The 24,626-nt window shown below is 70.1% G+C and carries 21 protein-coding genes and 1 riboswitch; of the genes, 15 read left to right on the top strand and 6 right to left on the bottom strand.

Annotated features, from left to right (window positions below):
- The first annotated feature begins 192 nt into the window (after positions 1-192).
- The 5 genes from C8E84_RS11180 to C8E84_RS18395 all read left to right on the top strand — a co-directional run bounded on the left by C8E84_RS11180 (position 193) and on the right by C8E84_RS18395 (position 4,319).
- Positions 193-627, top strand: a complete 435-nt coding sequence (locus C8E84_RS11180) for a hypothetical protein (protein WP_159902163.1) — start codon at positions 193-195, stop codon at positions 625-627.
- Between the two features lie 89 nt (positions 628-716).
- A complete protein-coding gene (locus C8E84_RS11175; protein ID WP_159902161.1) occupies positions 717-1,838 on the top strand; it encodes an SGNH/GDSL hydrolase family protein in 1,122 nt (373 codons plus the stop codon).
- 56 nt (positions 1,839-1,894) lie between these two features.
- Complete coding sequence (locus C8E84_RS11170) at positions 1,895-2,557, top strand: hypothetical protein (RefSeq protein WP_159902159.1); 663 nt, start codon at positions 1,895-1,897, stop codon at positions 2,555-2,557.
- A 1-nt stretch (position 2,558) separates the two neighbouring features.
- The gene (locus C8E84_RS11165; RefSeq protein ID WP_159902157.1) at positions 2,559-3,245 is read left to right on the top strand and encodes a hypothetical protein; all 687 of its coding nucleotides are present in this window, start codon (positions 2,559-2,561) and stop codon (positions 3,243-3,245) included.
- Between the two features lie 138 nt (positions 3,246-3,383).
- Positions 3,384-3,546: riboswitch (cyclic di-AMP (ydaO/yuaA leader) on the top strand.
- A 2-nt stretch (positions 3,547-3,548) separates the two neighbouring features.
- Positions 3,549-4,319, top strand: a complete 771-nt coding sequence (locus C8E84_RS18395) for a transglycosylase family protein (protein ID WP_159902155.1) — start codon at positions 3,549-3,551, stop codon at positions 4,317-4,319.
- Between the two features lie 140 nt (positions 4,320-4,459).
- Here the strand turns inward: C8E84_RS18395 and C8E84_RS11155 are convergent, their stop codons facing one another.
- Positions 4,460-5,551, bottom strand: coding sequence for an inositol-3-phosphate synthase (locus C8E84_RS11155; protein ID WP_159902153.1), 1,092 nt, complete (start codon positions 5,549-5,551; stop codon positions 4,460-4,462).
- A 77-nt stretch (positions 5,552-5,628) separates the two neighbouring features.
- Complete coding sequence (locus C8E84_RS11150; RefSeq protein ID WP_159902151.1) at positions 5,629-6,195, bottom strand: PadR family transcriptional regulator; 567 nt, start codon at positions 6,193-6,195, stop codon at positions 5,629-5,631.
- A 240-nt stretch (positions 6,196-6,435) separates the two neighbouring features.
- Between C8E84_RS11150 and C8E84_RS11145 the strand changes: the two genes are divergently transcribed.
- From C8E84_RS11145 to C8E84_RS17845, 9 genes are all read left to right on the top strand, one after another.
- Positions 6,436-8,667 carry a transglycosylase domain-containing protein gene (locus tag C8E84_RS11145; RefSeq protein ID WP_159902149.1) on the top strand — a complete coding sequence of 744 codons (2,232 nt, stop codon included), beginning with the start codon at positions 6,436-6,438 and terminating at the stop codon, positions 8,665-8,667.
- Positions 8,668-8,824: 157 nt separating this feature from the next.
- Positions 8,825-9,112, top strand: coding sequence for a 30S ribosomal protein S6 (gene rpsF, locus C8E84_RS11140; RefSeq protein WP_159902147.1), 288 nt, complete (start codon positions 8,825-8,827; stop codon positions 9,110-9,112).
- Between the two features lie 57 nt (positions 9,113-9,169).
- Positions 9,170-9,754, top strand: coding sequence for a single-stranded DNA-binding protein (locus tag C8E84_RS11135; protein WP_159902145.1), 585 nt, complete (start codon positions 9,170-9,172; stop codon positions 9,752-9,754).
- A 136-nt stretch (positions 9,755-9,890) separates the two neighbouring features.
- On the top strand, positions 9,891-10,127 hold the full coding sequence (gene rpsR / locus C8E84_RS11130; RefSeq protein WP_159902143.1) for a 30S ribosomal protein S18: 237 nt from the start codon (positions 9,891-9,893) through the stop codon (positions 10,125-10,127).
- Between the two features lie 23 nt (positions 10,128-10,150).
- Complete coding sequence (gene rplI, locus C8E84_RS11125) at positions 10,151-10,597, top strand: 50S ribosomal protein L9 (RefSeq protein WP_159902141.1); 447 nt, start codon at positions 10,151-10,153, stop codon at positions 10,595-10,597.
- Positions 10,598-10,725: 128 nt separating this feature from the next.
- A complete protein-coding gene (gene radA, locus C8E84_RS11120) occupies positions 10,726-12,132 on the top strand; it encodes a DNA repair protein RadA (protein WP_159902139.1) in 1,407 nt (468 codons plus the stop codon).
- A gap of 142 nt (positions 12,133-12,274) precedes the next feature.
- On the top strand, positions 12,275-13,357 hold the full coding sequence (gene disA / locus C8E84_RS11115) for a DNA integrity scanning diadenylate cyclase DisA (RefSeq protein WP_159902137.1): 1,083 nt from the start codon (positions 12,275-12,277) through the stop codon (positions 13,355-13,357).
- Positions 13,358-13,377: 20 nt separating this feature from the next.
- Positions 13,378-14,283 (top strand): HhH-GPD family protein, encoded by a 906-nt coding sequence (locus C8E84_RS11110; RefSeq protein WP_159902135.1) that lies wholly within the window; start codon positions 13,378-13,380, stop codon positions 14,281-14,283.
- Between the two features lie 87 nt (positions 14,284-14,370).
- Complete coding sequence (locus tag C8E84_RS17845; RefSeq protein WP_211675501.1) at positions 14,371-16,953, top strand: MOSC domain-containing protein; 2,583 nt, start codon at positions 14,371-14,373, stop codon at positions 16,951-16,953.
- A gap of 87 nt (positions 16,954-17,040) precedes the next feature.
- Here the strand turns inward: C8E84_RS17845 and C8E84_RS11100 are convergent, their stop codons facing one another.
- Complete coding sequence (locus tag C8E84_RS11100; protein ID WP_159902133.1) at positions 17,041-18,426, bottom strand: LVIVD repeat-containing protein; 1,386 nt, start codon at positions 18,424-18,426, stop codon at positions 17,041-17,043.
- Positions 18,427-18,592: 166 nt separating this feature from the next.
- Here C8E84_RS11100 and C8E84_RS11095 point away from each other — a divergent pair, with 166 nt between their 5' ends.
- Entirely contained in the window at positions 18,593-19,297 is a 705-nt protein-coding gene (locus C8E84_RS11095) for a DUF305 domain-containing protein (protein ID WP_159902131.1), read from the top strand.
- Between the two features lie 55 nt (positions 19,298-19,352).
- On the opposite strand, the gene C8E84_RS11090 is transcribed toward C8E84_RS11095, so the two are convergent.
- The 3 genes from C8E84_RS11090 to C8E84_RS11080 form a co-directional block, all read right to left on the bottom strand.
- Positions 19,353-19,841: an amino-acid N-acetyltransferase gene (locus C8E84_RS11090; RefSeq protein WP_159904774.1), complete on the bottom strand. Its 489-nt coding sequence runs from the start codon at positions 19,839-19,841 to the stop codon at positions 19,353-19,355.
- A 267-nt stretch (positions 19,842-20,108) separates the two neighbouring features.
- On the bottom strand, positions 20,109-22,619 hold the full coding sequence (locus C8E84_RS11085; RefSeq protein WP_159902129.1) for an ATP-dependent Clp protease ATP-binding subunit: 2,511 nt from the start codon (positions 22,617-22,619) through the stop codon (positions 20,109-20,111).
- Between the two features lie 250 nt (positions 22,620-22,869).
- Positions 22,870-24,624, bottom strand: a complete 1,755-nt coding sequence (locus tag C8E84_RS11080) for a substrate-binding domain-containing protein (RefSeq protein ID WP_159902127.1) — start codon at positions 24,622-24,624, stop codon at positions 22,870-22,872.
- Positions 24,625-24,626 lie beyond the last annotated feature (2 nt).

Raw genomic sequence — 24,626 nt, 5'->3', positions numbered from 1 at the left:
CCTCCCCGGGTGGCTCCGGCAGCACTCTCGGTGGCCGGGCCTGGATGATCGTCCCGCCCAGCCTAAGCCACGTGGTCGCCGAACCTCAGGTCCGGTGCAGAGGGGTTGCGAGAGGCCGGAGGGATTCCCACAGCCTGACCGCAGATTCGTCCGCCGGGTCAGGGAGTGACCCTCCGCCATAGGATCCGGCTCATGACCGCGCAGGAGCACCCTTCGCCGCATCCGCGGGCCGGGCTCGTCACGTGGGGGTTGGTGCTCGTGCTCATCGCGCTGCCCGTCGTGTGGCTCGACGTGTACCTCCTGGCCACCGACGACGCCAGCGCGCAGTACCTCGTCGGTCGCTACTCGCTCCTGCTCGGCCTGGCCGCGGCCGTGATGCTCGTCATCGAGCGGCTCCGGCGACTGACTGCATGGGCGGCCCTGTCCGCAACCGCGCTCGCCTGGCTCGGGGTCGTCCTCGGCAGGGTGCTGGACACGGGCGCCTCGGCCTACCCGTGGGTGATCGCGGGCGCCGCCGTCGTCGCCGCCGTGACAGCCGGGATGCCGGGTCCGCACCGGGGCGCCTCCGTGCGCACCGCCGTGCTGCTCGCCGTCACGACCGGTATCGGCCTCCTCGGCCTGGCCTGACGACCGGGCACCTGGGCCCAGCCACGACGGGCCCGCAGCTGGGCCCGGGGACCCTGCCCGACGGCATCCGCGATCCCTAGCGTCGGGACATGCCAGGTGAGCGGCCCCGCGATGCGGCAGTGCGCAGCCGTGGTGTGCCACGAGGGGGGCACACCACGGAGCGGGGTTCCGCCGGGCTCGAGTACGGCGGGATCATCGCGGCTGCTGCGCTCGTCGTCGCCGCGGTGCTGTTCGGCATCGTCCAGGGTGACCTGGCCAGGCACACGACGAACGCCGTGTGCCGGATCTTCCTCGGCGAAGGGTGTGAGGACACCGCGCAGAGCGTGCAGACGGCGCTCGAGAAGGCGCTGAGCGGTGACTACGTGGCCCTCGGCGACAGCTTCGCCTCGGGAGAGGGCGCGGGGGATTACCACGACGGTACGAACTACGACAACCGTGACGACTGGGACCCGGGCAACTGGGGCGATGACTCGCACAACCGGTGCCGGCGCTCGACCTCCTCCTACGCCGAGCAGACCTACGCCTCGCCCGAGTTCGACTTCGCGGGTGGCTTCACGGCGGTCTACTGCTCGGGCGCGACCCAGACCGACCTCGACAACCCCAACGGCAGCAACGACGGCGAGGGCCCACAGCTCGACGCCCTCACCGAGGACACCTCGCTCGTCACGATGTCGATCGGTGGGAACGACCTCGGCTTCGGTGCCGTGCTCCAGGACTGCGTGCTTAACGGCGGGAGTGGTGTCCCGTTCACGGACGGTTGCCAGGCCAAGTGGGACGAGAAGCTCGACCAGCGCCTGGAGGACCTGAAGCCCGAGCTCGTCGCGCTCTACACCCGGATGCGCGAGAAGGCGCCCAACGCCCGGATCGTCATCATGGGATACCCCCGACTGTTCAACGACCCGCCCAGTCAGGAACTCAACAACATGCTCTTCAGTGAGGACCAGGTGTGGATGAATGGCAAGGCTGACCAGCTCAACGCCATGCTCCGCGAGGCCTGTCGTGAGGCCGGGGTGGAGTTCATCGACCCCACCCAGGCCTTCCTCGGCCACGGGGTCGGTGCGCCCGACGGCGAGCAGTGGATCAACGACCTCGACTGGGGAGGGCCGGGCCTGGCCGTCACCGATCCTGGCTCCTTCCACCCCAACGCCCAGGGGCACGCGGCCATGGCCGCCTTGCTCGCCGAACAGTTGCGCAACCCGAGGTACCCGTGATGGCCGGCCGGCACACCGTATGGTCTCGTGGAGTGGAGACTCGAGGGACACGGTTGGTGCTCGCCGCTCTCGCGGTCGCGGGGGTGCTGCTGATGACGGCCTGTGGTGACGACGTCGTGAGCACGCCGCAGTCGTCGGTGACGGGCGCACCCGGGTCCGGAACGGCATCCGCCACCCCCGGCACCCGGGGGAGTGATGCCGACCTCGAGGCTCGCGCCAAGGCCCACTTCATCCCGCTCGCCGCCCTCGGCGAGGGCTGGCGCGAGAGCCAACCGCCACCGGCCGGCTTCGGTCTCACGGTGTGCGGCGTCGACATCGAGCCCGAGCAGCCCGCGGGGTCGGCCCGCCAACGCTTCGCCCGGAGCGGGGTCGGGCCGTTCGTCGCGCAGTACGTGCAGGCCCACCGCCAGGGTCTCGCCGCCGAGGTCGTCACGGCGCTGCAGGCGGCGCTGCCGACGTGCACGTCGTTCGAGACCCGCGGGGAGTCGCCGACCAGCCCGGTCACGCGCTTCACCATCGAGAAGGTCGCCTTCGCCGACGTGCCGGACGACGCCGTGGTGTGGCGGATGACGTCCCAGGGGGAGCGACCCGTCACGCAGGACGTCGCGCTCGTGGCCGACGGGGAGTTCCTCATCGGGGTGGTCTCGTACCGGGCCGGCGACGCCCCCGATCCCGCAACCATCACGACGGCTGTGGCTGCCGTTCCCACGAGGGGCTGACATGGCACCCGATCACCCGGCACCCGAACACCTGCCCCCGCACCGCGTGGCACGCGACCGGATGGCGACCTGGAAGATCGTCGCAATCACCCTCGGGGCCGTCATCGGCGCGCTGGGGCTGTTCGGTGCCGGGTTCGTCGCCGGGGTGGCCACGAGTTCCGTGGCGCAGTCGTCGGGGACGCTGCCCGGGGGCTCCGGCGGCGGGGGGACCGGCGGCGGGGGCGCTGACCCGGCACCGACCGGGGGTGACCCGGGAGGGGGCGGGGCGGCATCCGAGTTCGACGACTGCCTTGTCGGGACCTGGCGCACCACCGACTACGAGCAGAGGACCACCGGCCCGGATGGTGAATCGGTGCTGACCGGTCTGAACCGCACCTTCACCTTCGACGAGAGCGGGCGGCACGTCGTCACCTACGACGAGGTCGAGGCCACGCTCACCACCCCGGGCGGCACCAGCGCCCTGGTGTTCGACGGCACGGTCGTCTACCGGGTGGCCCTGTCGGGGTCACGGATGTCGTTCACCCTCGAGTCGGCGAAGGGGTCGATGACGGTTCGACCCGAGCAGGGCAAGGAGGAGGTGCGCGACCTCCAACCGGGCACCGGGGCCGTGACCTACACCTGTGAGGGCGACACCTACACCGAGGAGGACGGCAAGGGCTTCCGGGAGATGGCCACGCGGGTCAGCTGAAGCCATCGGCACCCGACCGTGGTCCCCGTGACCTGTTTGTGACATAGGAGGGTCGCCGCTACCCTGATGAGAACGCCTCCACACGGATCGCGCCCCCGAGGTCGGTTACGCCGAGTCCTGCCACCGACCTCAGGCCCCTTCGCACCACCGCTTGGCAGGAGCGGGGGACCCACTTGTGGGCCCGCCCTCGATCGCTGAGGACGAGCCCTTGGGGTGAAGCCGGATCTCGACCGTGAGTCGGGGACGGCCGGGAGACCTCAGCCCGAACCCGACAGCTCACCTCGTAGGCGCGAGAGGCAATCCATGACTCTTCAGACCGTTCCCGGGCGCCACCGATCCGCCCAGTCGTTCAGCGTGTTCTCCGAGCTGACCAGTGTCCTCGGCCAGGCCGGCCTGTCCGGCGCCCGGGTCGCCGCGACCGTCGGCGTTGCCGGAGGCCTCATGGCCGCCGGCTCCGCGATCCCTGCGAACGCCGCCCCGGCGAAGGCCTCGGCCGTCACGGCGGCCGCACCCGCCGCCGCTCCTGCGGTAGCACCGGCCGCGGTGCCCGCCGCGACCAAGGCCTACCTGACGGTCACCCTGCGCAAGGGCAACTCGAACTACGGGCAGAACAAGACCCTCCAGCGGCGTCTGAACGCTCTGGGCGCCAAGCTCGCGGTCGACGGGCGCTTCGGCCCCAAGACGCTCGCGGCGGTCACGAAGTACCAGCGCTCCAAGGGGCTGGTGGTCGACGGGATCGTCGGTCCCAAGACCCGCAAGGCCCTCAAGCTCGCCAAGGCCGGTTCGGCGCCGGCCGCGGCCTCGCGTTCGACCTCGCGCACCGGCATCAACCTGGCCCGGGCCGCCATGTGGGACCGGATCGCCAAGTGCGAGTCCGGCGGCCGGTGGAGCATCAACACCGGCAACGGCTACTACGGCGGTCTGCAGTTCGACTACCGCACCTGGCTGAGCGTCAACGGTGACGACTTCGCGCCGCGGGCCGACAAGGCCTCGCGCGCCGAGCAGATCACCGTCGCGAACCGGCTGTACGCCAAGCGCGGCCTCCAGCCGTGGGGTTGCCGCCACGCCGCCTGACGCCTCGGCCTGACGGCGTCTCGCACAACGCAGAAGATCGGGTGCCACGCAGCAATTACTGCGTGGCACCCGATCTTCTGCGTTGTGCCTGCCCTGGCCGGCTACGTCGTGCAGCCGGCCAGGGGCTCAGCGGTGAGGGCTCAGCGCTCCTCGGTACCCGCGATGAAGGCCTCGAGCTTGGCGCGACCGACGTCGTCGGGACGCTGCTCCGGCGGGGACTTCATGAGGTAGGACGAGGCCGAGAGCAGGGCGCCACCGACGCCGCGGTCCTTGGCGATCTTCGCCGCGCGGATGGCGTCGATGATGATGCCGGCCGAGTTCGGGGAGTCCCAGACCTCGAGCTTGTACTCGAGGTTCAGCGGGGCGTCACCGAAGGCGCGACCCTCGAGGCGGACGTACGCCCACTTGCGGTCATCGAGCCACGCGACGTAGTCCGACGGGCCGATGTGCACGTTCTTGTCGTGGACCTTGCCGGCGAGGGAGCCCTCGAGGTTCGAGGTCACGGCCTGGGTCTTGGAGACCTTCTTGGACTCGAGGCGCTCGCGCTCGAGCATGTTCTTGAAGTCCATGTTCCCACCGACGTTGAGCTGGTAGGTGCGGTCCAGGGCGACGCCGCGGTCCTCGAACAGCTTGGCCATGACGCGGTGCGTGATGGTCGCGCCGACCTGGCTCTTGATGTCGTCACCGATGACCGGGACGCCGGCCTCCTCGAACTTCGCGGCCCACTCGGGGTCGGACGCGATGAACACGGGCAGGGCGTTGACGAAGGCGACACCGGCGTCGATCGCGCACTGGGCGTAGAACTTGTCGGCATTCTCCGACCCCACGGGGAGGTAGGAGACGAGGACGTCGACCTTCGCGTCGCGCAGGGCGGCGACGACGTCGACCGGCTCGGCGGCCGACTCGTCGATGGTCTCGCGGTAGTACTTGCCGAGGCCGTCGAGGGTGACGCCACGCTGGACGGTGACGCCGCTGGTGGGCACGTCCGCGATCTTGATGGTGTTGTTCTCGGAGGCGTTGATGGCCTCGGCGAGGTCCTTTCCGACCTTCTTGTCGTCGACGTCGAACGCGGCGACGAACTCCACGTCGCGCACGTGGTAGTCACCGAAGGTGACGTGCATCAGACCGGGGACGGTCTGGGTCGGGTCGGCGTCACGGTAGTAGTGCACGCCCTGAACGAGCGAGGACGCACAGTTACCGACGCCGACGATGGCGACGCGGATGGAACCCATGTACTTCTCCTGGGGTTGTGATCGGGTTGGTTGTGGTGAAGCGGATGCCGGTGCGCCCGGGATGGCGCGGGCGGCACCTACGGCTGGGGGCCGGGATCTGTGGGGTGGCGCCGTTCGGCGTCGATGAGCTCGCTGAGCCAGCGGACCTCGCGCTCGGTGGTCTCCTCGCCGTGGCGCTGGAGGGCCGTCGTGTAGGCGTCGAGGCGCTCGCGGCTGCGGGCGGCGGCATCGCGGACCCGCTCGAGGTCCTCCTCGACCCGGGAGCGACGTCCCTCGAGGATGCGCAGCCGGACGTCACGCTCGGTCCGCCCGAAGAAGGCGAAGCGGACGTCGAAGCCGTCGTCCTCGTAGGCGGAGGCGTCGGTGCGTGCGACCAGGGCCGAGAAGTGCTCCTTGCCGGCTGCCGTCAGCTCGTACACGACCCGGGGGCGACGGCCGGTGGGGCCGGCGGGGTCGGTCGTCTCGGCGATGAGCCCGTGGTCGAGCAGGTCGCGCAGCGCGGGGTACAGCGTGCCGTAGGACAGCGCCCGGAAAGGGCCGAGCGCGGTGTTCAGCCGCCGGCGCAGGTCGTAGCCGTGCGTGGGCCCTTCGTGGAGGAGGCCGAGGACGGCGAACTCCAGCAGCTGGGCGCGGCGGCTCTTCACGGCAGACCTCCTTCGGGTGGAACGGACCAGACATACGGGGCGTTTGTCAGGAGCAAGGTAGCATAGATATATCGGTGCGATACATCGAGGCAGTGCATCGAGGCGCTGGCCCCCCGCCGGCCGTTCAGGGTTCTCCAAGGAATCCGGTCATACTGGCCATGGGGCCGAGGGTCTTCCACCCCCCGGTGCGCCGCCGTCCGATCTGCTTGAAACCCGCCGTTCCCCACCCCGGAAAGCCGCATGAGTCAACGCCAGCCCAGTCCCTCCGCGACCTCGTCGAGCGGTCGCCGCTCGACGGCATCCGCCGGCCGCTCCCGCGGTCGCACCTGGTTGCGTCGCGGCCTGTGGACCGTGCTCGCCCTCGCGATCCTCGGCGTCACCGCCGTGGGGATCGCCTACGCGCGCACCGACATCCCCGAGCCGAACGAGATCGCCACGGCCCAGACGTCCATCGTCTACTACGCCGACGGCAAGACCGAGATGGGGCGCCTGTCCGACAGCGAGGGCAACCGCGTGTCGGTGCCGCTGTCCCAGATCCCCGATCACATGCAGAAGGCGATCCTCGCGGGTGAGGACCAGTCGTTCTACCAGAACAACGGCATCTCCCCGACGGGCATCGCCCGCGCCGTGTGGGTCGCCGTCAAGGGCGGCGCCGCGACGCAGGGTGGCTCCACGATCACCCAGCAGTACGTGAAGAACTACTTCCTCACCTCCGACCGCACCCTGGACCGCAAGGCCCGCGAGATCCTCCTGGCCGTCAAGATCGACCGCCAGCAGACCAAGGACGAGATCCTCGAGAACTACCTCAACACCATCTACTACGGTCGGGGCGCCTACGGCATCCAGACCGCGGCGGCGGCGTACTTCAACAAGGACGTGTCCAAGCTGACCGTGGCCGAGAGCGCCTTCCTCGCGTCCGCGATCCGTGGCCCCTCCCTCTACGACCCGGCTCTGGGTGAGCAGCAGGCGGCCAACGCCAAGGAGCGCTCGGGCTACATCCTCGACGCCATGGTCGAGAACGGTTGGCTCTCCGCGAGCGAGCGTGCCGAGGCGACCTTCCCGGACACCTTCGTCGACTACAAGCCCCGCACGCTGCGCGGCACGTCCGGCTACCTGGTGGAGATGGTCAAGAAGGAGCTCATCGCCACGCACAAGCTGAACGAGACCGACATCGACCGGGGCGGGTTGCGGGTGGTGTCCACCATCGAGCGGCCCAAGCAGGTCGACATGGAGAAGGCCATCAAGGAGGAGCGCCCCTCCGAGAAGGACATCGGCATCGGCATGGCCTCGATCACGCCCGGGGACGGGGCGATCGTCGCGCTGTACGGCGGCGCCGACTACGCCAAGCGCCCGCAGAACGCCGCCACCCAGGACAAGATGCAGGCCGGGTCGACGTTCAAGGTCTTCACCCTCATCGCCGCCCTGGAGTCCGGTGACTTCAGTCTGCGCTCCTCGTTGAACGGCGCCAGCCCCCGCTACTTCAAGGAGTTCGCAGACCCCGGCGCCGACACCGAGGCCGGGCGCCGCGGGCGCGTGAAGAACTTCGGGGGCGAGTCCTTCGGTCGGATGGACCTTCGGCGCGCGACCGGCCAGTCGGTCAACACCATCTACGCCGAGCTGAACATCGAGGTCGGCGGGAAGAACTCGATGAAGGCCGCGTCGGATGCCGGCGTGCGCAGCACGCTGCAGCCGAACGTCGGCAACGTGCTCGGCACCGACTACGTCACCGTGCTCGACATGGCCACTGCCTACGCGACCATCGCGGCCGAGGGGGTGCGGGCCAACCCCTACATCGTCAAGGAGATCCGCTTCCTCGACGAAGGCATCGAGCCGATCCCGGTGAAGCCGGTCACCAAGAGGGTCTTCGACGAGGACCTCATGTCCGACGTCATCGACGCGATGACCTACCCGGTCGAGGGCGGCAGCGCCCGCTACGTCGGCCAGAACCTCGGCCGACCGGCCGCCGGCAAGACCGGCACCTCGGAGAGCTTCCGCTCGGCCTGGTTCGACGGCTTCACGCCGCAACTGGCGACGGCCGTCGGCCTGTACCGCAGTGGCCCCGACGGCGAAGAGCTGAAGATGGAGAACCTCCCCGACTCGGGGGACATCACCGGCGGCTCGTACCCGACCCGCATCTGGACGGCCTACATGAAGGCTGCCCTGGACGGCACGAAGGTCGAGCGGTTCCCCGAGCCGGCCAACATCAACAAGAACGCCAAGTACCGGCCGAGCCAGACCTCGAAGCCTTCCGGCCCGACGTCCCAGGCTCCGAGCACCACTGCGCCGCCGAGCACCACCCCACCGCCGACGACCGCTCCGCCGGAGCCCACGCCGACACCCACGCCCGAGCCCACGCCGTCGGAGCCGGAGCCGACGCCGGAGCCCACGGAGAGCACCCCCGGCAACGGGAACGGCAAGGGGAACCCCGGGGGTGGGGGCAAGCCGGCGCCCTCCGCCTCGCCGGGCGGCTGAGTCGCGCGAGTTGGGGGATGCCGCTGCGCCCGGTATCCTGAGCAGGTTGCCCTCTGAGCGGCCTGTGGAAAACTCCGCGGTCCTGTCGGCAGCAATGCATACCCTCCTGTCACGGAAACTCCGTGACCGCCACAGACCAAAGGAGGCGGGTTAACGCATGCGTCAGTACGAACTCATGGTCATCCTCGACCCAGAGCTCGATGACCGGACCGTCCAGCCCTCGCTGGAGCGGTTCCTCAAGGTCGTGACCACCGATGGTGGTTCCGTCGACAACGTCGACATCTGGGGTCGTCGTCGCTTGGCCTACGAGATCAAGAAGAAGGCCGAGGGCATCTACGCCGTCGTCAACTTCACCTCCGAGCCGGCCACGGCCAAGGAGCTGGACCGTCAGCTCGGCCTCAACGAGTCGGTCATGCGGACCAAGCTCATGCGCCCCGGCGCCTGAGTGACGTCCCAGCACTCTCACACCGTCGGTCTCCACCGCGAAGGAAGTCCCTGACCCATGGCAGGCGAAACCACCATCACCATCGTCGGCAACCTCACCGCCGACCCCGAACTCCGTTTCACCCCCTCGGGGGCTGCGGTCGCGAACTTCACCGTGGCATCCACGCCGCGCACGTTCGACCGCCAGTCCAACGAGTGGAAGGACGGGGAGACCCTCTTCATGCGCTGCTCGGTGTGGCGTGACGCGGCCGAGAACATCGCCGAGTCGCTCCACCGCGGCACCCGCGTGATCGTGACGGGGCGGCTGAAGTCGCGCTCGTACGAGACCAAGGAGGGCGAGAAGCGCACCGTCGTCGAGCTCGACGTCGACGAGGTCGGCCCTTCGCTGCGCTACGCGTCGGCGAAGGTCACCAAGGCCGAGCGCGGCGGTTCCGGTGGTGGCTTCGGCGGCCAGGGTGGCTTCCAGCAGCAGGACCCGTGGGCCACTGGTGGCTCCGCTCCGGCACCTCAGGGTGGCCAGGGCTGGGGTGGCCAGCAGGCTCCGCAGCAGCCGCAGGGTGGCCAGCAGGCCCCCCAGCAGCCGCAGGGTGGCCAGCAGGGTGGCTGGGGCCAGGCTCCCAGCTACGACGAGCCCCCGTTCTGATCCGCGTCAGGACAAGGACACCGACACCTGGGGCCGCGTCACCGCGGTGACACCGCGGCCCCCTTCACAGCACGACACCATCCCTGGGAGACCAGGGCTCATCCGCCGGGACCCCCGGCAGAAGGAGAGCACCACGATGGCCAAGCCCGCCATTCGCAAGCCCAAGAAGAAGGCCAACCCGCTCAAGGCGGCGAAGGTCGAGAACATCGACTACAAGGACGCCGCGCTGCTGCGCAAGTTCATCTCCGACCGCGGCAAGATCCGCGCTCGTCGGGTGACCGGTGTCTCCGTCCAGGAGCAGCGCCTCATCGCCAACGCCGTCAAGAACGCGCGCGAGATGGCCTTGCTGCCGTACTCGAGCTCGTCCCGCTGACCGGTCGAGAAGGAGCCAACACCATGAAGGTCATTCTCACCCACGAGGTCTCCGGCCTCGGTGCCGCCGGTGACGTCGTCGACGTCAAGGACGGCTACGCCCGCAACTTCCTGTTCCGTCGCGGCCTGGCCACGGCCTGGACCAAGGGCGGGCAGAAGCAGGTCGACGCCATCGCCCAGGGTCGCGCCACCCGCGCGATCAAATCGCTCGAGGAGGCCCAGTCGATCAAGGGCAACCTCGAGTCGAAGTCGGTGACCGTCCCGGCGCACGCCGGGCAGGGTGGTCGCCTCTTCGGCGCCGTCTCCACCGCGGACATCGCTGCTGCCGTCAAGGCTGCTGGTGGCCCGGAGCTGGACAAGCGCACGATCGAGGTCCCGACCCCGATCAAGACCACCGGGACGCACGCGGCCACGGTCCGCCTGCATCCCGAGGTGCGCGCGACCATCGAGCTCGAGGTCGTCGCCGGCTGATCCAGCCCATCGTCGCGCACGTCGCGGCCCCGCACGAAGCCCCGGACCTCTGGCCCGGGGCTTCGTCGTGTCCGCAGTCCGTCGTGTCCGGGCACGGGGTGTCGGGGGTGACTCCTACGGTGGAGTGCATGTCCGGCACCGCATCCCGTCGCTCCGCTCGCTCCGCCGCTGCCTACCGTTGTTCGGAGTGCGGCTGGCAGGCGGTGAAGTGGGTCGGTCGGTGCGGCGAGTGCCAGGCCTGGGGGAGTGTCACCGAGGTGGGGGCGGCCACGGCGCGCACGACGGCCGCCTCGGCGGTCGACCGCCCGGCCATCCCGATCGGCGAGGTCGACGTGCGGCGGGCCGTCGCTCGACCGACCGGTGTCCCTGAGTTCGACCGCGTCCTCGGTGGAGGCATCGTGCCCGGTGCCGTCGTCCTCGTCGCCGGCGAGCCGGGCATCGGAAAGTCCACGCTGCTCCTCGACGTCGCCGCTCGGGCGGCCCGCTCGGGTGACCACGGCGACCGCAAAGTCCTCTACGTCAGCGGTGAGGAGTCCTCGGCCCAGGTGCGAACTCGCGCGGAGCGGATCGAGGCCATGGCCCGATCCCTCTACCTGGCGAGCGAGACCGACCTCGCCACCGTGCTCGGCCAGATCGACGCCCTGAAGCCCGAGCTCGTCATCGTCGACTCCGTCCAGACGATCAGCAGCGCGGAGGTGGAGGGGTCCGCCGGCAACGTCTCGCAGGTTCGTGAGGTTGCCGCGTCGCTGATCCAGGTCGCGAAGGCGCGCGGCATCGCCGTCCTTCTCGTCGGGCACGTCACCAAGGACGGCTCCATCGCCGGGCCACGGGTGCTCGAGCACCTCGTCGACGTCGTCGTGCAGTTCGATGGCGATCGCCACAGCAGGCTGCGGCTCGTGCGTGCCGTGAAGAACCGCTTCGGCCCGACCGACGAGGTCGGCTGCTTCGATCTGTCCGACGTCGGCATCGTCGGGTTGACCGACCCGAGTGCCCTCTTCCTGTCCGGCCGAACCGCTGCGGTCGCGGGAACCTGCGTGACCGTGACCCTGGAAGGGCGACGGCCACTCGTCACCGAGGTGCAGGCGCTGGTCACCGCGTCGACCCTGTCCACCCCGCGGCGCGCGACCAGTGGCCTGGACACGGCCCGGGTCAACATGATCCTGGCCGTCCTCGACAAACGAGCGGCCGCGCCCATCGGCGGTAGCGACGCCTACCTGTCGACCGTGGGCGGGGTCCGCCTCACCGAGCCCGCGGCCGATCTGGCCATCACGCTCGCCCTGGCGGGCGCCATCACCGACAGACCGCTGCCGCACGGCACCATCGCCTTCGGTGAGGTCGGGTTGGCCGGCGAGATCCGGCCCGTGACCGGAGCGCACCGCCGCCTGGCCGAGGCGGCCCGTCTGGGCTTCACTCGGGCGGTCGTCCCCCCGGGGGTGGCGGGCGCCGGTCCAGTTCCTCCCGGACTGCACATCGTCGAATCTGCAACGGTCAGCGAGGCGGTCGGCCGCGGCCTCTACGACGGCGTCACCCGCTGACTGCGTGGCACGCACGACCGCCACGCGGTCCTGAGCGGTCCGCCGCTGGTGATCCGGCGCGGCAGGAGGCCCGTGCCGGATAGGATGCGCCCAGTGGCCGCAGACAGCGACGGCCTGGGGACACGGATCCGGAGGAATCGCAGTGCCGACGCAACTGCCCGACGAGGAGTTGCTGCGCGCCACCCTCGCGGCGGTGGCCCCCGGCACCGAGTTGCGTGACGGCCTCGAGCGCATCCTGCGTGGTCGCACGGGTGCCCTCATCGTCCTCGGCAACGACAAGGTCGTCGAGTCCCTCGCCACCGGTGGCTTCCCGCTCGACATCGAGTTCTCGGCGACGCGGCTGCGCGAGCTGGCCAAGATGGACGGTGGCATCGTCTGCGACCGCGACGTGACGCGGATCGTGCGAGCGGCGACCCAGCTCGTGCCCGATCCCAGCATCGAGACCAGCGAGTCCGGCACCCGGCACCGCACCGCCGAGCGCGTGGCGAAGCAGACCGGCTTCCCGGTCGTCTCCGTCAGCCAGTCGATGCGCATCATCGCGCTGTACGTCGCCGGTCGTCGGGTCGTCCTCGAGGACTCCAGCGCCATCCTGTCGCGCGCCAACCAGGCCCTGCAGACCCTCGAGCGCTACAAGTCCCGCCTCGACGAGGTCACGGGCACGCTCTCGGCCCTCGAGATCGAGGACCTCGTCACCGTGCGCGACGTCGCCAACGTGCTCCAGCGCCTGGAGATGGTGCGCCGCATCAAGGACGAGATCGCCGAGTACGTCGTCCAGCTCGGCACCGACGGGCGCCTGCTCAGCCTCCAGCTCGAGGAGTTGACCGGGGGCCTGTCCGACGACCTCGGGCTCGTCATCCGTGACTACCTCCCCGAGACACGCGCCAGCCTGACCCTCGACGACGCGATAGCCAACCTCGAGGCCATCGACTCCACCGAACTGCTCGACCCGTCGGCGGGCGCTCGCGCGATCGGGTTCACCATCGTCGGTGACTCCCTCGACTCCTCCGTCAGCCCCCTCGGGCACCGTCTGCTCTCGAAGATCCCGCGTCTGCCGGGTGCCATCGTCGACCGCTTGGTCGCGCACTTCGGCGGCCTCCAGAAGCTGCTGGCGGCCAACATCGACGACCTCATGGACGTCGATGGTGTCGGCGAGGGCCGGGCTCGCCTCGTGCGCGAGGGGCTCTCGCGCCTGGCCGAGTCGAGCATCCTCGAGCGCTACGTCTGAGCGCGTCTGCTCCGTCCCCAGTGCCTGCGTCACGTGCCCAGGTCGACCTGCGCGAGGTCGCCGACCTTCACGAGAACATCCTGCGCTGGTACTCGCGCCATGCCCGGGCGCTGCCGTGGCGTGACGCTGAGACCACCCCGTGGGGGGTCTTCGTCTCCGAGGTGATGGCGCAGCAGACGCCGGTCGCCCGCGTGGAACCCGTCTGGCTGAGCTGGATGCAGCGCTGGCCGACCCCGGCACACCTGGCAGCCGAGTCGCCGGGCGAGGTGGTGCGGGCCTGGGGCCGTCTCGGGTACCCGCGCCGGGCCCTGCGCCTGCGCGAGGCAGCCGTGGCGATCGTCGAGGTCCACGACGGGAGGGTGCCAGCCGACGAGGAGACGTTGCGGACCCTTCCCGGGGTCGGGGCGTACACGGCGGCAGCTGTCGCGGCCTTCGCCTTCGGCCGACGCACCACCGTCGTGGACACCAACGTGCGTCGGGTTCTCGCTCGCCTCGTCGAGGGGCGCGAGCAGGCAGCGCCCGCCCTCACCGCCGCGGAGTCGGCGCTCGCGGCATCCGTCGTGCCCGCTGACGCACCGACGTCGGCGACCTGGAACGTCGCGGTGATGGAACTCGGCGCGCTGGTCTGCAAGGCCCGCGCCCCCCAGTGTGAGCAGTGCCCGGTTCTCGAGCGCTGTGCCTGGGTGCAGTCCGGTCGCCCTGCTCACGAAGGCCCCGTCCGGCGCGGTCAGGCCTGGCACGGGACCGATCGGCAGGTGCGCGGTGCCGTGCTCCAGCTGTTGCGGGACGCCCCGCGCGCCCTCTCACGCACGGCGCTCGCGGACGCTGGACCGGATGCCGCGCAGCTCGATCGCTGCATCGCCTCCCTGATCGAGGACGGTCTCGTCGAGCCGGTGGCAGGCACGAGGTTCCGGTTGCCGCACTGATCCGGCAGCCGGTCGCCCTAGGCTGCTCCTCAGGCACATCGCGCGGGGTGGGGTGCACGGCACCACGAAGGAGGCGCGGTGGGGACGATGAGACATCGATCGAGGTTCGGCGGCCCGGGGATGCTGGTCCTGGCGGCTGCGTTGCTCGGCACTCCGGCACTGGCCGACGACGGGTTGGCGACGGGGGCGACCAGTCGCTACGTCCTCGACGACAAGGCCACCGTGGTGAAGGTCGACGTCACCCTCGAGCTGCGCAACACCACCCCCGACCGGGGCAACAGCTACTTCTTCTACAACTACTTCCAGGTTCCGGTCCCGGCCGGTGCGCAAAAGGTGCGGGCCACCTCGGGCGGGTCCACGCTCAAGGTCCGACTCAGCGACACCAAGGACCCGTCGACGGCGCTCGCCCGCATCTCCTTCCCGGACCTGCGCTACGGCCGCTCACGGACCATCCGGCTGACGTACACGGTCCCGGGTGAGAAGCCCCGCTCCGCCGACAGCACGCGGGTCGGACCCGGTTATGCCACGTTCACCGTCAACGGGTTCGGCGACCCGGGGCGAAACACCGTGCAGGTGGTGGCCCCTACCTCGATGACCTTCGACGCAACGAGTGACGACTTCAGCGCGTCCGAGAAGGGCGCCACGACGACCCACACCGTCAGGTCATCCGACGCCGACGGGTTCTGGGCGGTGGTGTCCCTGCGCGACCCGGCGAACAGCCAGAAGGCGACCGTGGACCTGCCCGGGACGTCGCTGGAGCTGCACGGCTACCGCGACGACGGCCGGTGGACCGAGTTCGTGGCGGAGCAGGTCACCGCCGGTCTGCCGGAGCTGGAACGGCTCATCGGGACGTCGTGGCCCGGTGGCCTCGAGCGGATCCGGGAGGACGCGTCGCCTGCCGTTCAGGGCTACGACGGCTGGTTCGACCCGGGTGACAACGAGATCGTCATCGGCGAGGACCTCGACGCCGACCTGATCTTCCACGAGCTGTCCCACGCGTGGGTGTCGAGCGAACGGTTCAGCGAGCGGTGGGTCTACGAGGGTCTGGCCCAGGTGCTCGCCGAACGCACCGTCAAGGCCACGGGAGGCAAGCTGGTCTCCCATCCGAAGGCGTCGAGGAAGGACCGTGACGCGGTGGCCCTCAACGAGTGGGGCGGGTCGCCGAGCGCCCCCATCGACGACGTCGACTCCTACGCCTACCCCGCGGCCTACGCCGCCACCAAGGCCCTAGTCGCCGACCTCGACGATGCCCAGCTGGCCGCGGTGGTGAGTGCCGGCATCCGGGGCGAGAGCGCCTATGACCCCGCCGGCACCAGGGACTCCGCCGGGGTCCTGACGTCGTGGGCCAGGTGGCTGGACATCCTGGAGACCCGCGGTGGCGTCAAGGATGCCGCCGCGGTCTTCCAGACCTGGGCCCTCACCGCCGACCAGCGGGCTCAGCTCGCCCCCCGGGCGACGGCACGAACTGCGTACGCCGCCGTCGACGCGGGGGACGGCGACTGGCTCCCACCGGAGGGTCTGCGGGACGCCATGACGCGGTGGGACTTCGATCGCGCCGCCGCGGTGACGGAGCAGGTGGCCGAGCTGGGCCCTGCGGTCGAGCAGGTGCAGGATGCCGCGGCGCAGGGCGACCTGCCCGTCCCCGAAGCGGTGCGCGAGACGTACGAGAAGGCCGAGGAGGACGAGCAGTACGCAGCCCTGGCCTCATCGCTGCCGGAGGCGGCCCGGGCGATCAGTGCGGTGGGGGCTGCCGTGGACGACGCAGCCACGGACCGCGACCCCGTGAGCGCGCTCGGGGCGAGCGTGCTGGGAGTTCAGGACAGTGCAGCCGAAGCGGTCGCGCTGCTCGAGGAGGGCAAGCTCGACGCGGCAGTGACCGCCGCCGAGACCGCCTCGGGACGTGCCGACCGGTCCCTGCTCGTCGGGCTCGCCGGGCCGCTGCTGGCCGCGCTCGGCCTCCTCGGTGCGGTGCTCGTGACCCGGCACGCGCTCCGCAGGCGGTCGAGCGCTGGAATCCCGGTGGACGGTGGGCCCCTGGACGCCACACTGGTCTCCATGAGTGCGACACCGGCATCCTCCCAAACCCAGCCCGCGAGCCTCTCGGGTCACCGCACCCCGCAGGAGCTGGAGGCCTTCCTGCCCGTGCTGCTCGCCGCCCCGCGTGATGTCGGCACCCTCGACCTCGTGGTGCGACGGCCGGCCGCGGGAGTGCGCGAGGTGCTCGACGAGGGCGAGCTCGACCTCGTCGTCGGTCTGGTCGGCGACACGTGGGCCGAGCGGGGCAGCAGTCGCAGTGCCGACGGCGGCCCGCACCCGGACATGCAGCTCAACGTCATGAGCTCCAGAATGGTGGGTTTCCTCGCGGGGGATCCCGACCGTCGGGCGCTCGCCGGGGATCAACTCTACCTCGACCTCGACCTGTCGCACGAGAACCTACCGGCCGGGTCGCGACTGACGATCGGGGACCCGGCGGAGCGCGGCGCCGTCATCGAGGTGACCGAGCAGCCGCACACGGGTTGTGCCAAGTTCATCGACCGCTTCGGCGCCGAGGCGATGCGGTTCGTCAACGGGTCGGTGGGTCGGCCATTACGCCTGCGTGGCCTCAACGCCCGGGTCGTCGTCCCCGGACGGGTGCGCCCCGGCGACGCGGTCACCGTGACCCGCCCGTAGGCACCGGAGCACGTCGAGTCGGAGAACAGCGAACGGCCCACCCTGTGCGGGGTGGGCCGTTCGTGTGCTGGTTCCCTCAGGCGAGGCTCACTTGCCGGGCTTGATGGGGTAGATCGGCTGGGTCTGGGCGTTGAACTCGCCCAGGCGAACCGAGTTGGCCTTGCGCAGCGTCGGGTCCTTGATCATCAGGACGTCGAGGCCCTTGGTGATGTCCGAGCTGTAGACGAAGCCGTTGTAGTAGTACGCGGACCAGGTGCCACCGAGCACGAGGCTGTCGGCGTTGATCGCTCCGCGCTCGAAGTAGTCGAGCTCCTTCGGGTTGGCGGAGTCGGTGAACTCCCACAGGGAGACACCGCCCTGGTACCAGGACTGGATCATGACGTCACGGCCGTTGACCGGGATGATCGATCCGTTGTGGGCGACGCAGTTCTCGGTGCTGCCCTGGTGACGGGGGATCTTGTAGTACGACTTGAACGTCAGGTCGCCGTTGGTCGCCAGGTCGTAGATGGCGTTGGCGCCACGCTTCGGGCCGATGGTGGCGTTGCAGGTGGCCGCGCCGCCGCCACCGAGCTCGTCGGTGAAGATGACCTTGGAACCGTCGCTGTTGAACGTCGCCGAGTGCCAGAACGCGAAGTTCGTGTCCCGCACCGTCTCGATGACCTTTGGCTGCTCCGGGTCGGAGATGTCCATGATGATGCCGTCACCCATGCACGCGCCCGCAGCGATCTTCTTGCTGGGGAAGGCGGTGATGTCGTGGCAGCCCGAGGTGCTGGTGTTGCCACCGTCCGGGAAGAGCACCGGCGTCGCGATGACGCTGGCCGCGGTCGGGTCGGCGTGCGGGACCTTGACGATGGAGATCAGGTCGTGGGGGCGCAGGCAGTCCGGGGCGCTGTTCGAGGGGCCGTAGCTCGAGACGTAGAGGTAGTCGGCGTCCTCACCCGGAACCACGGTGTGGGTGTGCGAGCCGCACTTGGTCTCGACGGACTTGATGTACTTCGGGTTGGTCTCGTCGGAGATGTCGAAGATCTTGATGCCCTCCCACGAGGACTTGACGTTCGCCGACTGGCCCGTGCTGTTGCAGCTGTCGTCGTTACGGGAGGAGTCGGTCGACAGGTAGACGAGGTCGTCACGGACGCTGATGTCGTTCTGGGAGCCGGGGCAGTTCACCTGGGCGACGACCTCGGGGGCGCCGGCCTCCGAGATGTCGTAGATGGCGAAGCCGTTGTAGTTGCCGACGAAGGCCCGTTCGCCCTGGAAGGCGAGGTCGGTGCCGAAGGCGCCGGGGAGGGCGAAGGTACCGGCGAGCGGGGTGTTGCTCATGTGCTTCATGTTCTTGCTGTACCCGACCTGGTCAACGGCCAGGCCGGTGCCGGAGACGTTGAGGCCGTCTCCCGCGGATGCGGCGCTCACACCGCCGAGCGCCATCATCAGGGCTCCCGCGGCTGCAACCGCAAGAAGTCGCGTTCGCTTCATGTCCACCTCGATCTACTGGGCCGGGTCGTCTCCGTGGTTGACGGATCCTCCCCGGTGTGGGGGCGTGGTGCGGGACACGATGGCGGAAGATCGGGCTCCGTGGGGGTTTTGGTGCACAGGAATCTTTTTCTATTTCTGCGCGCCCTCTCGGGTTACAGTGACGCGCGTGACGACCCCTGCCCGACTCGTTGGCACCGCACGAGCGCACACCCGACTCCTCGCCGCAGCGGCCACGGCATCCCTCGTCCTGTTCGTGGCAGCCTGCAGCGGTGACGAGCCGGCAGCCGTCGTGACGGCACCGGCTCCGACTGTTCCGGTGCTGCAGCCCGGGACCCCGGGGCAGCCGAACGCGACGATCACCGGGTCGGCTGCCGCACCGACGGCGACGGTGAGCATCCTGCCCACCGACGAGCGCTTCCTCAGCGAGATGATCGTCCACCACGCGCAGGCAATCGTCATGGTCGATGCCGTGAAGGGCTCCCTCGAGGATGCCGAGGTGGCGGCCATCGCCTCGCGCATCGGCGACGAGCAGCGCCCCGAGATCGACGCCATGGCCGGCTACCTCGAGTCCCACGGCGCGCAGGTGCCCCCGGAGGCGACCAACCCCAACCTCGCCGACCACGGCGCGCACTCGATGCCGGGCATGGCGACCGAGGCGGAGATCGCGCAGTTGGCCACGGCGACGGGCCGCGAGGCCGACCGGCTGTTCCTCACCTTGATGATCCGCCACCACCAGGGGGCGCTCGCCATGGTCGACGAGCACAGCGACAACTCCATGGCCGAACTCGTCGAGGAGACCGTCAACGAGATCTCGGTGACCCAGGGCAAGCAGATCACGCAGATGCAGGGCATGCTCGACCGCTTGACCTGAACCCCGGCGCGGTGACACCTGCGTCAGGGCCTGCGTGCTGCGGCTCGAGCGGTTCCTAGAGCTTGCGCAGCATCCGGGTGTTGCCCAGGGTGTTGGGCTTGACGCGCTCGAGGTCGAGGAACTCGGCCACACCCTCGTCGTAGCTGCGCAGCAGCTCGGCGTAGACCTCGGGGTCGACAGCCTGGCCCTCGATGACCTCGAAGCCGTGCCGCTGGAAGAACTCGGTCTCGAAGGTCAGGCAGAACAGCCGGCTCAGCCCCAGTTCCCGGGCTCGCTCGATGAGCCGCCGCAGCACCGCCGAACCGACGCCCGACCCGAGGGCGGACTCATCGACGACGAGGGTGCGGACCTCACCGAGGTCCTCCCACAACACGTGCAGTGCCCCGCAGCCCACCACCGCGCCGGCGATCTCGGCCACGACGAAGTCGGAGACCGACTCGTAGTAGGCGACGGCCTCCTTGTTGAGCAGCACCCGGCGCTCGGCCTGGGGGGCGACCAGGGCCCGGATGGCCCGCACGTCGCTCGTGCGGGCCGCGCGCACCATGGCACGTGCTGCGGGCGCGGCTGGCGGTTCGGGTGACAGGTCGTCGGACGGCACGAGGGGAGCGTAACCGTCACCACCGCGAGAGGGGTGCACTGACCGGGTCCGGACATGGCGGCGGCCCGCCACCGCAGGGGTGGAGGCGGGCCGCCTGTGCAAGGAGTCCCAGGAGGCCCTTGCACACCTCAATTCTGGATCAGGGTCGGGACGCGTTGGGTATGGGGATGTTCAAGTCTTGGTCAGAACTCGACATGCCATCCCCAGACCGGGTCAGCCCTCGATGGCCACCACGGTGTCCTGGATGTCGGGGTTCTTCGGGGCACCCTCGAACGTGAACACGGCATCCTTGCCTTCGCCGGTGGCGTCGACCGCGACGATCTCGCCGGCCTTGAGCTCGCCGAAGAGGATCTTCTCGGACAGCACGTCCTCGATCTCGCGCTGGATGGTGCGGCGCAGCGGCCGCGCACCGAGCACGGGGTCGTACCCCTTGGTCGCCAGGAGGTTCTTGGCGTCCGGGGTGAGGACCAGGCCCATGTCCTTGTCCTTGAGCCGCTTGTCGAGCTTGGCGATCTCGAGGTCGACGATCTGGACGATCTCGGGCTGGCTCAGCTGCGGGAAGACGATGGTGTCGTCGACGCGGTTGAGGAACTCGGGGCGGAAGTGCTGCTTGAGCTCGTCGATGACCTTGGCCTTCATCCGGTCGTAGTCCGAGCGGGTGTCGGGGCCGGCCGAGAAGCCGAGCGAACCCTTGGAGATGTCCCGGGTGCCGAGGTTGGTCGTCATGATGATGACGGTGTTCTTGAAGTCGACCATCCGACCCTGCGAGTCGGTGAGTCGGCCGTCCTCGAGCACCTGGAGCAGGCTGTTGAAGATCTCCGGGTGCGCCTTCTCGACCTCGTCGAAGAGCACGACGCTGAACGGCTTGCGGCGCACCTTCTCGGTGAGCTGGCCGCCCTCTTCGTAGCCGACGTAGCCGGGAGGCGAACCGAACAGGCGCGAGACCGTGTGCTTCTCGCTGTACTCGGACATGTCGAGCTGGATGAGGCTGTCCTCGTCGCCGAAGAGGAACTCGGCCAGGGTCTTCGCGAGCTCGGTCTTCCCGACGCCCGTCGGGCCGGCGAAGATGAACGAGCCACCGGGGCGGCGGGGGTCCTTCAGGCCGGCACGGGTGCGACGGATGGCCTGGGAGAGCGCCTTGATGGCGTCGTCCATGCCGACGACCCGCTTGTGCAGCTCGTCCTCCATGTGGAGCAGGCGGCTGGACTCCTCCTCGGTCAGCTTGAAGACCGGGATGCCGGTCGACGCAGCCAGGACCTCGGCGATGAGCTCTTCGTCGACCTCGGCGATGACGTCCATGTCGCCGGACTTCCACTCGGCCTCACGCTTGGCCTTGTCGGCGCGCAGGTTCTTCTCGTCGTCGCGCAGGCGCGCGGCCTTCTCGAAGTCCTGCCCGTCGATCGCCGACTCCTTCTCGCGCACGACCGCGGCGATGCGCTCGTCGAACTCGCGCAGGTCCGGCGGTGCGGTCATCCGGCGGATGCGCAACCGGGCCCCGGCCTCGTCGATGAGGTCGATGGCCTTGTCGGGAAGGAAGCGGTCGTTGATGTACCGGTCGGCCATGTTGGCGGCGGCCACGAGCGCGGCATCGGTGATGGAGACCCGGTGGTGGGCCTCGTAGCGGTCGCGCAGACCCTTGAGGATCTCGATCGTGTGGGGCAGCGTCGGCTCGGCGACCTGGATCGGCTGGAAACGTCGCTCCAGCGCCGCGTCCTTCTCGATGTGCTTGCGGTACTCGTCGAGCGTCGTGGCCCCGATGACCTGCAGCTCGCCGCGGGCGAGCATCGGCTTGAGGATGGACGCGGCGTCGATCGCGCCCTCGGCCGCGCCGGCACCGACGAGGGTGTGGATCTCGTCGATGAACAGCACGATGTCGCCGCGGGTGCGGATCTCCTTGAGCACCTTCTTCAGGCGCTCCTCGAAGTCACCGCGGTAGCGGCTGCCGGCGACCAGGGCGCCGAGGTCGAGGGTGTAGAGCTGCTTGTCCTTGAGGGTCTCTGGCACCTCACCGCGAACGATGTCCTGCGCGAGGCCCTCGACGACGGCCGTCTTGCCGACGCCGGGCTCACCGATGAGCACCGGGTTGTTCTTGGTGCGTCGCGATAGCACCTGCATGACCCGCTCGATCTCCTTCTCGCGCCCGATGACCGGGTCGAGCTTGCCCTCGCGGGCGGCGGAGGTGAGGTTGCGACCGAACTGGTCGAGCACGAGCGATCCGGCCGGGGTGCCCTCTGCGGGGCCGCCCTGGGTCGAGCCACCGCCACCGGAGGCTCCCTCCTTGCCGCCCTGGTAGCCCGAGATGAGCTGGATGACCTGCTGGCGCACGCGGGAGAGGTCAGCGCCGAGCTTGACGAGCACCTGTGCCGCCACGCCCTCGCCCTCACGGATGAGGCCGAGCAGGATGTGCTCGGTGCCGATGTAGTTGTGGCCGAGCTGAAGCGCCTCGCGCAGGCTCAGCTCGAGGACCTTCTTGGCGCGCGGGGTGAACGGGATGTGGCCCGTGGGCGCCTGCTGGCCCTGGCCGATGATCTCTTGCACCTGCTCGCGCACGGCCTCGAGCGAGATGCCGAGGCTCTCCAGGGCCTTGCTCGCGACGCCTTCGCCCTCGTGGATCAGCCCGAGCAGGATGTGCTCGGTGCCGATGTAGTTGTGGTTGAGGCCCCTGGCCTCTTCCTGGGCGAGCACGACGACGCGGCGGGCGCGGTCGGTGAACCGTTCGAACATGGTGCTTCTCCTGACGGTCGAGTCCCCTCGATGCTAGTCGCGCCGACTGGCTGTGGCCCGTCGGTGGCCGACGAACGGTCACCTCGGGTCGCGTCGAGGTCAGGGTGTCCAACGTGGACAGTGGGTCGGCGTGTTCCGCGTTCGCTCTCGGCATAGCGCCGCAGGGCACGTCGCCGGATGCCGTGGCGCACCACCCGCCGGACGTCGCCGCGCCGGACGTCGCCGCGCCGGACGCCCACTGTCCGGCGCACTACAGCTTCGCCAATGTCGTGGCGAGCAGGGTCGACGCCTCCTGCTCCGTCAGGCCCTTGAAGGCCTGGCCACCGGTGACGTCGGCCATCCGCTGCAGGGAGGCGAGGTCCGGCTCGGGGCCGTACCCCAGCGTGATGATCCGGACCGGGCGCATCGGGTCGTAGAGCTGGCGCAGCTGGGAGAGCACGGCGGCTTCGCTGATCGACTGCCCGGGGTCGTCGTTCACCCCGTCGGTGACGATGACGACGGCGTTGAGCCGCCCGTAGGCGTAGTCCTGCTGCGCCGACGCGTAGCTCGCGATGACGGCGCGGTGCAGGGGCGTGTCGCCTTGGAGAGAGGGGGTGAGCGTGCCGATGGCGGTGGTCAGGGCCTCACGGCGCGGCACGGAGCCGACCGTGGCATCGAGGCGACCGAGCGGCACCAGGGCCTGGATGTCGTCACCGGGTGAGTTCGTGGTGAAGGACCAGAGGCCCAGGTCGCTGTCCGGGGCGGCGGAGCCCACGAGGCGACGCAGCGAGTCCTGGGCCAACGTGGACTTCGCGATCGAGCCGCCGGGGATGGGGTGGCGCATCGACCCCGACCGGTCGACGACGACCAGCAGGCGGGAGCGGCGGCCCGCGAGGGCCCAGGAGTCCAGGGCGGCCGTCACCTGTGCCCCGTCGGGGCGCTCTCCGTCGACCAGGTCCCCCTCGGCGACCCCCAGCTCGGCGCCGAAGGAGTCGTCGAGCTCACCCTCGGGGGTGCGCAGGCCCGCCTCGGTCAGGGCCTGACGCGCGGCGTCCGTGTCGAGGGCGCGCACGAGCGCGGCGTAGGCGGTGGCTCGCGCGGTGTCGGGCCCTTCCTTCGTCGTGAGCAGGAGCATCGGGAAGTCGAGGGCCGGGCCGAGAGCCGGGTCGTAGGCGGCGACGACCGACCCCCGGACGCCTGCGGCGGTCTGGGCAGTCAGGACGTCGAGCTCGGTGGTCGGCATCGCGTCGTACGTCCCGTCCGCGACGAGCTGGGCGGGAGTGCGGCCTCCGGCCTGCGGAACGGTGAGGCGCTGGCTGACCTCGGCGACCGCCTCGGGTGTGCTCCGGCCATCCGTCTGCGCCAGCAGGGCGGCCAGGCCCGCGGCGCTCTCCTGCGGGTCCGGGCTGCCGCTGGCGATCCCAGGGCTCCCAGCGGCCAGCTCGGCCCAGCGGGGTTGCGTGTCCGGCCAGCCCAGCTCGGTTGCCGTGCTGCGGGCCAGGGCGATGACGACCGGGGTCGTGGCCACGGTCGTCGCGTCACCCGTCAGCCGGGTGGCGCCGACCGGCGTGGCCTTGGCCTTCTCGACCCACAGGCTCGAGTCGGGCACCCACACATCGGGCAGGGATCCGCCCAGGCCGGTGCCCTCCGCACGAGCGATCTCGGCCGCGGTCGTCGTCGAGGGCTGGCTCGTGACGGTGACGCTGACGCAGCCGTCGGCCCCGGGAGCCAGGCCTGCCGTCGCCGTCGTCAGAGCCCGGGCGATGGCGGGGTCCGCGACGACGCTGAGGGTCGCCGGGTCGCACGGGGCGCCCGCTGCCTGCGCAGCGCCGTCGTCCGACACCAGGCGCTGCACGGCATACCCGCCACCGACCGCGAGCACGAGGATGCCGGCCACGACAGCGGCCGCGCGCCCTCGCCTCGAGGTGCGCGCGCTGGCGTGCTGTCCTCGCCCGCCGGCCGTGCGCCGGGTCTCGGTCCGTCGCTGTCCGTCGGACCGGTGCCGTCCTCCACGTGGCTCGCTCATGA

The sequence above is a fragment of the Ornithinibacter aureus genome (assembly GCF_009858245.1).
GTDB classification, from domain to species: domain Bacteria; phylum Actinomycetota; class Actinomycetes; order Actinomycetales; family Dermatophilaceae; genus Fodinibacter; species Fodinibacter aureus.
Note: the sequence above shows the minus strand (reverse complement) of the source record. Positions and strands in the feature narration are given on the sequence as shown.

Bases quoted from the DNA above. Each gene is read 5' to 3' on its own strand.
- C8E84_RS11180 (WP_159902163.1), top strand. From the start codon at position 193: ATGACCGCGCAGGAGCACCCTTCGCCGCATCCGCGGGCCGGGCTCGTC.
- C8E84_RS11175 (WP_159902161.1), top strand. From the start codon at position 717: ATGCCAGGTGAGCGGCCCCGCGATGCGGCAGTGCGCAGCCGTGGTGTG.
- C8E84_RS11165 (WP_159902157.1), top strand. From the start codon at position 2,559: ATGGCACCCGATCACCCGGCACCCGAACACCTGCCCCCGCACCGCGTG.
- C8E84_RS18395 (WP_159902155.1), top strand. From the start codon at position 3,549: ATGACTCTTCAGACCGTTCCCGGGCGCCACCGATCCGCCCAGTCGTTC.
- C8E84_RS11155 (WP_159902153.1), bottom strand. From the start codon at position 5,551: ATGGGTTCCATCCGCGTCGCCATCGTCGGCGTCGGTAACTGTGCGTCC.
- C8E84_RS11145 (WP_159902149.1), top strand. From the start codon at position 6,436: ATGAGTCAACGCCAGCCCAGTCCCTCCGCGACCTCGTCGAGCGGTCGC.
- rpsF (WP_159902147.1), top strand. From the start codon at position 8,825: ATGCGTCAGTACGAACTCATGGTCATCCTCGACCCAGAGCTCGATGAC.
- C8E84_RS11135 (WP_159902145.1), top strand. From the start codon at position 9,170: ATGGCAGGCGAAACCACCATCACCATCGTCGGCAACCTCACCGCCGAC.
- rpsR (WP_159902143.1), top strand. From the start codon at position 9,891: ATGGCCAAGCCCGCCATTCGCAAGCCCAAGAAGAAGGCCAACCCGCTC.
- rplI (WP_159902141.1), top strand. From the start codon at position 10,151: ATGAAGGTCATTCTCACCCACGAGGTCTCCGGCCTCGGTGCCGCCGGT.
- radA (WP_159902139.1), top strand. From the start codon at position 10,726: ATGTCCGGCACCGCATCCCGTCGCTCCGCTCGCTCCGCCGCTGCCTAC.
- C8E84_RS17845 (WP_211675501.1), top strand. From the start codon at position 14,371: ATGAGACATCGATCGAGGTTCGGCGGCCCGGGGATGCTGGTCCTGGCG.
- C8E84_RS11100 (WP_159902133.1), bottom strand. From the start codon at position 18,426: ATGAAGCGAACGCGACTTCTTGCGGTTGCAGCCGCGGGAGCCCTGATG.
- C8E84_RS11090 (WP_159904774.1), bottom strand. From the start codon at position 19,841: ATGGTGCGCGCGGCCCGCACGAGCGACGTGCGGGCCATCCGGGCCCTG.
- C8E84_RS11085 (WP_159902129.1), bottom strand. From the start codon at position 22,619: ATGTTCGAACGGTTCACCGACCGCGCCCGCCGCGTCGTCGTGCTCGCC.
- C8E84_RS11080 (WP_159902127.1), bottom strand. From the start codon at position 24,624: ATGAGCGAGCCACGTGGAGGACGGCACCGGTCCGACGGACAGCGACGG.